Origin of the sequence: Bradyrhizobium sp. CCBAU 11386 (genome assembly GCF_028128955.1) — a bacterium.
Classification (GTDB): Bacteria; Pseudomonadota; Alphaproteobacteria; order Rhizobiales; family Xanthobacteraceae; genus Bradyrhizobium.
In genome coordinates, this window is the sequence record NZ_LBKA01000013.1 from 409 (window position 1) to 8,443 (window position 8,035).

Consider the following 8,035-nt stretch of genomic DNA (forward strand, 5'->3'; position numbering starts at 1 on the left):
CAATGCTCGATCGGAAGGCAAATCAATCATGCAGCGCGTTCTACTACAGCTCTGCATGAATGACGAACGACTCTTGATGATGATCAACCAGCTCGTGTTGGTTGATCCACAACCCGCATCGGCACACGCTTCCAGTCCGAGCCGTCGAGCAGCACCGAGAGCTGAGCATGAGATAGCGGCATGACGCCTTCCTTGATCGGAGGCCAGCTGAACTGCCCTTCGATTCTCTTGTAGTAGAGAACAAGGCCACTTCCGTCCCAGGTCAGGATCTTCACGCGATCTCGGCGCTTGGATCGAAACACCCACAGCCCGCCGTCGAACGGATCGGCTCCAAACGCCTCGCTTACCAGCATCGCCAGCGAGTCCATGCCGCGACGGAAATCGACCGGCTGCGTCGCGATCCAGATCGATAACCCAGCGCGGGGCCCGATCATCGGCCGACCGTCCCGACTGCCGCAAGCACCTCGCAGAGTGCTCGCCGGTCGACCGTTCCCATGACACGGATGCGAACTGCGCCGACCTCGATCTCAATCGCTCCCTGCTCCTCGCATAGCGGCAATTTGCCTCCACAGTCGGTGATTGCGACCGGCACAAAGCCTGATGGCATGCCTCCATGCTCCTCGAGCTTCGCCCGCGTTGTCTGACGACGCCAAAGAAACAACAGGCTCGGGCTGATGTCGTGTCGCCGCGCCACCGCGGACACGCTTGCACCCGGCGCAAAACTCTCCGCGACAATCGCCGCTTTCGCATCGGTCGACCAGCGCCGTCGTCGGCCGGTCCCCGTGATGATCTCGACGCGCCGCAGCGTGTCGGAGCCGTCCTCAAGGATAGGCGTATGCCTATCCTTATCGCCATCCTTACAACTCGCTCTTGACATGGTGACCTCGTGACAAACCTCTCCACGAGATCTTCCTAGCCGACTAGATCAACCCTCAGTGCGTGGTCGCCAGATGACGCTCACGAAGCTTCATGGAGTCAGCTCGTCGAGAGCGTCGAACGCATCGTGGATACGACTGAGCTACCGGTGCTCGTTGACGGGGATGGGGCTTCGGCAATTTCAACAATGCCCGTCTCCTTGCACGCAAGCTTTGCCAGGCTGGCGCGGCGGGCGTCTCGCTTGAGGACAGCAGCTTCCCGAAGATGAACTCGCTCATTGGTGAGCGGCATCCTCTCGCCGATATCGATGAATTCTCCGGGCGTCTGCGGGCTGTGAAAGATACGGTCGCGGAACACCTTCTTCTTGTGGCCAGGATCGAAGCGCTGATCGCCGGTCACGGATTGAACGATGCCATCTTGCGTGCTCATGCCTATGCGGACGCAGGAGCCGATGCTGTCTTGATTCACTCGCGAAAACGTACCGCGGACGAGATTCTTTCGTTCGTCACCGAGTGGCGGACCCGGCTTCCTGTCGTGATCGTTCCGACGACATACTATCGAACGCCAGTCTCCGCCTATCGCGATGCGCGGATCTCCACGGTCGTTTGGGCCAATCACTCCATGCGAGCTGCGGCAGCTGCAATGCGACGCGTCTGTGATAGTATCGCAGCTGAGGAGAGCGTTGCCAGCATTGAATCTGATATTGCACCGCTCAACGAGATTTTTGAACTCCGAGGTATGACGAACTCGTCTTGGCCGAACAGCAATATCTGCATCCCCGATAGCTCAGGACAGCAGGATTGACACCTGAGCTTGCTTTCCTCAATACCTGTTCGTGCGCCCCACCTCTCGTAGGCCCGCTCCAGTGTCACCTAACGGGCTTACATACAACCGACTGCTCGAATTACGTGCTCGTAAGCCATCCGCCGATCAGACGCCACCACCACGGTTTTCTCGCCTTGCAGCGGAAGCTTGAGCATCTTTTCTGGATCGTTGCCGGCAACGCAAGCAGCAACCTCCTCGCTCACTGCTGCAGCACTTCCAGCGGTCACGATGTCCCATTCGGCATCGGTGAGCGCAACCACTTTTCGGCCAAACGCTTTCACCAGTTCATTCATAATGGCAAAGCTTCGAGCATAAGCTTCCATTGCGGCGAGCACAGATCACGCTGGACTGCATCCGCCGTAGGAGGTACGCACTGCAGTGCAATTAATGATCGGTCAAACGCCGAGAGGGCGAAACGGTTGACCTGCGGCGGGGCCATCATGCGGCGTACCATCGCAATGAATATCCAAGCTTATGCAAGCGCTTCCAGTACCGCTTTGGGGAGAAGCCGAGGCGGCTCACATTGCTGACGTAACCTAGCTCAGACACACCCCGGCGCGCAGAAACCCCGGAACCTGCTAGGAACTACCCGCAGCCTGAAGAAAGCGGCGGCTGACGTTTGTCTTCGATATCCTCTTCCCGAGCTGGACAAGAACTTGCCCATAGCGTCGGAGGCCATGGACTTGGTCATGCCTACCATCAAACAGCACGCGATTGACCAAGCACCGTCATGCGGCTTCGCTCCTCCTTTGCCCCCTTAACGATGACCCGAAACGTGGTCCTAGCCGGCAATGTCAGCCGCGCCGGCAGGAAGTGGATCAGAACTCGTGCCACTTGGTTGAGATTGAGTCGGGCACTGCTTTTCGGCTCCCCAAAACGTGTGAGAAACACCACTGTAGCGAGTCCAACAAGCCTGAGGGATCGCATCGTTTCTCTCGCGCTTGCCGAGCTTTACCAGTTCGACGATTTGAGCGTGAGCGCTTGATGTCGAAGTATATCAGCATTGGCGAGGTTGTAGGTTTCTCCGGTAGGGCCACCCATGCACTTACCGGATACGTTGTCCTCGGGCTTGCCGGCAGCGCTAACGACATCCGTTCCCACGACTGAATTCATTCCGAAGCACGCTCGCCCTTCCATGGCGAAGCGAAAGGCAGCAGAAGGACGAACCGGAAAAGATCGCAAACCGAATACGGGAAGATGCGGATAGTCTTCGAACGATTCGCTCGATCAATTCCCGTCTGAGAGCGTCCAGATGCACTGTACGCCCTTAGGCCCCTGGCATCGGTAGCGTCGCTGGCCTGAAGCAGCGGCAGAGCAAAGTACTCAGGCATACTCGTAATCTCCGGAGCCATTTGATTCCAGAACTGGTAGGAGAACTCGGTTCAGGTCTGTTCTATTCCTTAGGCGCTGGCGATCAGAGCCACAACTTATTGCCGGCCGACAGAGGAACAATATTTGACGCCACCCACGTCTAGATGGCCATCATGCACGACAGCGTCACAATCCCGATCACCAGTTGGCAGCCAGTCATGGACTGGTGGAGCTAATCACCAAGTCACGGATGATACATGATGCCTCAGATCTTGGAGACCCCTTCACACGGCTCGGTACCGCCCATTGTCTTTATTGGCAGGAACCGACGCGGTAACTGGATTGCGCGGGAAAAAAGCGGCTCCTTTGGTGGTCTTTTTGTCAGCCGCGCCCAAGCCTTGAAATACGCCCTTGTCGAGAATGGCCGCCATCCAGAGAGCATCATCGAGGTGACGCATAAGATCGAACTCGAATTTCGGACCAGAGGATGAATCACGTGAAGAGCGTAGGCTCATGCGTTGACCACTGCCCCTTGACGGCAATCAAATCAGCTATGTCACGATAACGTCCCACGATGATCGATTTTGAGCTGCGGCATTGTCCAACACTGGCGTGATGATACTCTGATGAGCACCGGCAGCTCAGGCCTTTTGTTCACGAAGCAACGAATGTTGATTGCTTCAGAGGTGAGCCCGGTAAAAGCCGGCCGGGTGCTTTTCTTCATGTTCTATCAAGACTATGGCTGTTTGCGCTCGACACACGGCGAGCTTCGACCAAAAAGAGAGCGTAAATCGAACGCTAGCGAGCGCCGCAAATTGGCGGGGCCCGGATTTGTGAAGTTAAAGCAAGCACCGGACGCGCCGCCCGGCGTCGGGCGTCAATAGCCAGACCGCTCCGAAGCGGTCACGCCGCAAAATGCCTACTCCCCCCTGACAGCACCGAGCTGTTGAAGAGATCTTGTGCGGTACTAGACAAGCATCAATGCGCGCTCCCACGCAGTTTTACAAACAGCGGCTGACCGAGCCCTTCATCGTTCCCAGGCTGCTGGCGGCGCGCGTGATGCTCCTTCGCGTGGGCGGCGCGGTGATTTGACCGAGTTTGGAAGGCTATTCGCTAGCGCAGTCTCTGAACCGCTTGAGACGGTTGGCTTCACCGCCAGGAGAATGCGGCGGCGGGCGCCCGCAGCCACCAATCGGATTGTCGTTCGCACATCACTGCCGCGTTTTGCTTTCTCTATTCTGATTCCAAATCTGCAAGCGTTCTCGTCTGAGGCGGGCGGGGTGCACTTCGCGAGCTCACTCTCGCCGCCGATATCTTCGGATGATTTCATATTTTGATCACAGGCGACGTGTCCATCATCGAACCCGCCGACAGTTGGGAGATCTACAATGAGGAGCAGGTATGCGTCGGGCCGTCACATCTGATGGCAAGCAGAGAGCCCTCGAGCGTTCGCTCAACCTCATACGGAATGTCACGTCGCTGAGGCCCATGAACCTGTCCTCAAACGACATACGAGCGGCGGCGCACTATGATCACAACTATGTTGCTCTGCCGGCCCTCATGACAGGAAAATGCCTTCTTGTCGCACCGGAAACTCGTCAGTGATCTGGTGCGCGGGGGCACTTTGCAAGTCATCCCAGGCTCACGTGCTCCAAGTGGCATGCAGTATCGCGCCTATGCTGTGGTTCCAAGCGCGCATCCCGAGATCGCTCGCTCTTTTTTCCGATGGGTGGCTCGTCTTTGCAAGAAGGTGACCTGCCACTGCATTTTCATCCGGCGGCAGTTAGAGTCTTGAGGTTTTGTACACCAAGTGGCGCGGATAGAGCAACGGACGATCGGCGGAGCTGGTCGGGGTTGCGCAGCCGATCGTCCGTTGCAGTGAGGTGGGCGGCGTAGGCCGCGGGGTCAGGTATTTCAGCGACGAGTGGGGACGCTGGAGATTGTAGTCACCGACCCAGTTGGCCACCGCGCTTGGCGGCGGGCCCTACCATTAATGAGATGGTCCGCCCCGTCCTCCTCCCTCATTATAGGAAGCTCAGATCAAAAGAGGAGAGTATCATGGCCCATCGCAATTTGCCGCGACCTGCGGCTGTCTATGGAATCGACATTCGCAAGAACCTGTTCCACGTCGTTGGCCTAAGCTGCGACGACACACCTGTTCAGAAAGCTCGCTTTCGACGGGAGACCCTTCTTCAGTTCTTTGCTCGCGCACAACCAAGCATAGTTGGCATGGAATCCTGCGCCGGTTCACAGTGGCTCGCCCGGAAGATAAAGACACTAGGTCACAAGGTGCGCTTGATCCCCGCGCAATTCGTGAAGCCCTACGTGAAGTCAAACAAGAACGATATCATCGACGCTGAGGCGATCGCTGAGGCCGCGACGCGACCGACAATGCGCTTCGTCGCCGTGAAGGAGGAGGACCAAGTGTCTTCAAGCGCTACATCGGATCCGTGAGCAGATGGTCGGCTCGAGGACACGCCTGATCAATCAGACGGGCTTTCTGCCTCGAGTACAGCGTACCTTTGCGTCAGGGTGCTGGAATATTCAAACTCGAGTTGCCGCGCGCTTTGAATGACGAAGAAAACGATTTGTCACCAGTGATGCGTCGCCTGGTGGGCGATCTTTTCGCTGATCTCCGCCGCCTCGAAGAACGCATCCGCGAAGTGACACAGGAGATCGAAGCGGTCGCCGATCGAGAGGACGTCACACGCCGACATTGGGTGCGACCGCTGTACTTGCCGCGATCGGTGATGGGCTGCAGTTTCGCAAGGCCCGCGACCTTGCTGCCTGGCTGGGGTTAGTACCCAGGCAATACTCGACCAGCGGAAAACAGACGTTGCTTGGCGTCAGCAAACGCGGCAACCGTTATGTGAGAAAACTTTTAGGGTCTGTACCTAAATAGCGCCACGTGATTCTCTTGCCTACGTGTTGATTCGGGGGCGAGAGAATGCGCGCTGGTTTGTTTTGGCTGAACGACAGGCAATGGGCGCTTATCGAACCGCACCTGCCGAGGGGACTGACGGGGCCGGATCGGGACGACGACCGACGCATCGTCAGCGGCATCATTCACATGCTGCAATCGGGTGCACGATGGCGTGATTGTCCACGTGAATACGGCCCTTACACGACGATCTACAATCGCTTCAATCGCTGGGCCAAGCGAGGACGATGGTGCGCAATCTTCGAAGCGCTGGCCAAGCCTGGCGAAGACGGCGTCGTACTGTCGCTCGACTCGACCTCGATTAAAGCTCACCGGTGTGCCTCCGGCGGAAAAGGGGGGAGCACAATCAAGCAATCGGCCGCTCGCGCGGAGGCCGCACGACAAAAATCCATGCGCTGAGCGATCCGCTCTGCCGGCCGGTCGTCCTGCATCTGACTCCAGGCCAGGATGCTGATATCACTGCGGCTCACGATGTCCTGGCGCTCGCGCCACCCATGAGCGTGCTCCTCGCCGACAAAGGGTATGATGGCGACAAGCTTCGCGGCGAAATCATTCTTCGCGGCGCCAAGCCTGTAATCCCCAATAAATCTAACCGTGTCGTCATCCATCGCTTCAACAAACGCGCCTACAAAGGACGAAATGTCATCGAACGCTGCTTTTGCAGGCTCAAGGACTTCCGGCGCATCGCCACGCGATATGACAAGCTCGCCCGTAATTTTTTGGCCGCTGTTCATCTCGCCGCTCTCGTCGCATATTGGCTCAATTGAGTCTGAACCCTAGTGCATGGCACGCGATCTTGCTTCCGGCATTTGGACCGGACGCGCGATCGCCTAGGATACTGGCTCGACGGGCTCCAGTCTCGGATGCATCCGAACAAGGCCATTGTCGCCCTAGAGGCCAAGATGGCCCGCATTGTCTGGGTGGTCTTGAAAAAGCCAGGAGCTCTCTACGAACGCAGAGATCCTGCTTTCACCTGACGCTTCTGGCTTCGATTGCAAGGCTCGGGAACAGTGATGACGAAACAGTGGATCAATATGCCGTAAGCCCTGTGCAAAAAAGCGGGCTCCGTGCCCGAACCATTTATTGGGAACGGCGTGCGCGGATCTCATCATGGCCTGGCTGCAACCGCAGTCCACTCGCGAGAGGCCGGATACATTTATGGAACTGGAAGCGTCATTTTTCTGTTACGAACCCTTGCACGGACGGGGCGGACCATACATTTTTTGAAAGAAGCTCGCGAAGGGCGGCCGCATCGAGCATCTGCTCGGCCAGAAGCTTCTTCAGCTTCGCGTTCTCCTCCTCCAAGGCCGGCCCTCAGCCGCTTCGCTTCGGAACGTCCATGCCGCCGAATTTGCCCTTCCAATTGTAGATCGTCGCCTCGGAAACACCGTGCTTGCGAGCCAGGTCGGCTGTCTTCGCCCCAGCCTCATGCTCCTTCAATACCGCGATAATCTGCTTCTGTATTCGGTCTGCTTCTGTCAATCCCTTAAGAGCGCGTGCCGCGGGTACCTTGCTTCTGTTCGTGGTCGGCAAAGCCGCCACACGATGGGATTCGGTTGAATGGTCGGTTCAAGCTCTTCGGCGTAGTCACCCGACCTGGAGGGCGGACGCCACGACAGATCATACGAACTCGACCATCCCCACGCCCCGCCACGGGCGTCTCTTGGGATGACGATGGCGTCCTTACGCCACCGCCGCCCATCGGAATTCGGTTCCATCAACCCACATTCGGTGAAGGACGACAGCCATCTTTCTGGCCACCGCGATCTTCGCACGCTTGCTTCCTTGCCGGTGGGCAACACGCACCGCCCAGGCCTTCATCGGAGACCATCGGGTTGATGGCCTGAGAACGACGTTTGGCAGCTTCGAACAGGGCTGTGCGCGTCTCTCCATCTCCGACTTTTGTGATCCGTCCCACCCGATCAACCTCGCCAGATTGGTATCGCCGGGGCGTCAACCCGAGATAGGCGCCGACAGATTGGGAATGCAGGAATCGCCTGGATCGTCCACAGTGGAGCGGAAGGTCAACGCAGAGACCGGGCCGATCCCTGGCATCGTCATCAAGAGCCGACAAGCCGGGTC

Annotated in this window: 6 protein-coding genes and 6 pseudogenes; 6 read left to right on the forward strand and 6 right to left on the reverse strand. The window is 57.8% G+C overall.

Features of this window, described 5'->3' with window-relative positions; all coding sequences use genetic code 11:
- Positions 1 to 83: 83 nt before the first annotated feature.
- Both tnpB and tnpA read right to left on the reverse strand, forming a co-directional pair.
- Positions 84 to 434: an IS66 family insertion sequence element accessory protein TnpB gene (gene tnpB / locus XI09_RS03585; protein ID WP_038379303.1), complete on the reverse strand. Its 351-nt coding sequence runs from the start codon at positions 432 to 434 to the stop codon at positions 84 to 86.
- Positions 431 to 877, reverse strand: a complete 447-nt coding sequence (tnpA, locus tag XI09_RS03590) for an IS66-like element accessory protein TnpA (RefSeq protein WP_442869520.1) — start codon at positions 875 to 877, stop codon at positions 431 to 433. The genes tnpB and tnpA overlap by 4 nt, the downstream gene beginning before the upstream one ends.
- Positions 878 to 952: 75 nt before the next feature.
- Here tnpA and XI09_RS03595 point away from each other — a divergent pair.
- Positions 953 to 1,661: pseudogene (locus tag XI09_RS03595) on the forward strand (isocitrate lyase/phosphoenolpyruvate mutase family protein); the annotation flags it as partial.
- A 96-nt stretch (positions 1,662 to 1,757) separates the two neighbouring features.
- On the opposite strand, the gene XI09_RS03600 reads toward XI09_RS03595, so the two are convergent.
- A complete protein-coding gene (locus XI09_RS03600) occupies positions 1,758 to 2,024 on the reverse strand; it encodes a hypothetical protein (protein ID WP_271565692.1) in 267 nt (88 codons plus the stop codon).
- 1,245 nt (positions 2,025 to 3,269) lie between these two features.
- Between XI09_RS03600 and XI09_RS03605 the strand changes: the two genes are divergently transcribed.
- Both XI09_RS03605 and XI09_RS03610 read left to right on the forward strand, forming a co-directional pair.
- Positions 3,270 to 3,503, forward strand: coding sequence for a hypothetical protein (locus XI09_RS03605; RefSeq protein WP_271565693.1), 234 nt, complete (start codon positions 3,270 to 3,272; stop codon positions 3,501 to 3,503).
- 135 nt (positions 3,504 to 3,638) lie between these two features.
- A complete protein-coding gene (locus XI09_RS03610; RefSeq protein WP_271565694.1) occupies positions 3,639 to 3,896 on the forward strand; it encodes a hypothetical protein in 258 nt (85 codons plus the stop codon).
- An 885-nt stretch (positions 3,897 to 4,781) separates the two neighbouring features.
- Here the strand turns inward: XI09_RS03610 and XI09_RS03615 are convergent.
- Positions 4,782 to 4,978: pseudogene (locus XI09_RS03615) on the reverse strand (integrase core domain-containing protein); the annotation flags it as partial.
- 92 nt (positions 4,979 to 5,070) lie between these two features.
- Here XI09_RS03615 and XI09_RS45945 point away from each other — a divergent pair.
- From XI09_RS45945 to XI09_RS03640, 3 genes and pseudogenes are all read left to right on the forward strand, one after another.
- Positions 5,071 to 5,893, forward strand: a pseudogene (locus XI09_RS45945) (IS110 family transposase); the annotation flags it as partial.
- A gap of 66 nt (positions 5,894 to 5,959) precedes the next feature.
- Positions 5,960 to 6,720 (forward strand): IS5 family transposase gene (locus XI09_RS03635; RefSeq protein ID WP_271565697.1). Its coding sequence is split into 2 segments (ribosomal slippage): positions 5,960 to 6,299 and positions 6,299 to 6,720, totalling 762 coding nucleotides; the frame shifts between segments, so codons are not numbered across the junction.
- A gap of 9 nt (positions 6,721 to 6,729) precedes the next feature.
- A pseudogene (locus XI09_RS03640) lies at positions 6,730 to 6,930 on the forward strand (IS110 family transposase); the annotation flags it as partial.
- A 238-nt stretch (positions 6,931 to 7,168) separates the two neighbouring features.
- Here the strand turns inward: XI09_RS03640 and XI09_RS03645 are convergent.
- Positions 7,169 to 7,435 (reverse strand): annotated as a pseudogene (locus XI09_RS03645) (transposase); the annotation flags it as partial.
- Between the two features lie 201 nt (positions 7,436 to 7,636).
- Positions 7,637 to 8,035 (reverse strand): annotated as a pseudogene (locus XI09_RS03650) (transposase); the annotation flags it as partial.

What these genes read in the sequence shown, in the direction of transcription:
- tnpB (WP_038379303.1), bottom strand. Translation starts at nt 434, where the DNA reads ATGATCGGGCCCCGCGCTGGGTTATCGATCTGGATCGCGACGCAGCCG.
- tnpA (WP_442869520.1), bottom strand. Translation starts at nt 877, where the DNA reads ATGTCAAGAGCGAGTTGTAAGGATGGCGATAAGGATAGGCATACGCCT.
- XI09_RS03600 (WP_271565692.1), bottom strand. Translation starts at nt 2,024, where the DNA reads ATGGAAGCTTATGCTCGAAGCTTTGCCATTATGAATGAACTGGTGAAA.
- XI09_RS03605 (WP_271565693.1), top strand. Translation starts at nt 3,270, where the DNA reads ATGATGCCTCAGATCTTGGAGACCCCTTCACACGGCTCGGTACCGCCC.
- XI09_RS03610 (WP_271565694.1), top strand. Translation starts at nt 3,639, where the DNA reads ATGAGCACCGGCAGCTCAGGCCTTTTGTTCACGAAGCAACGAATGTTG.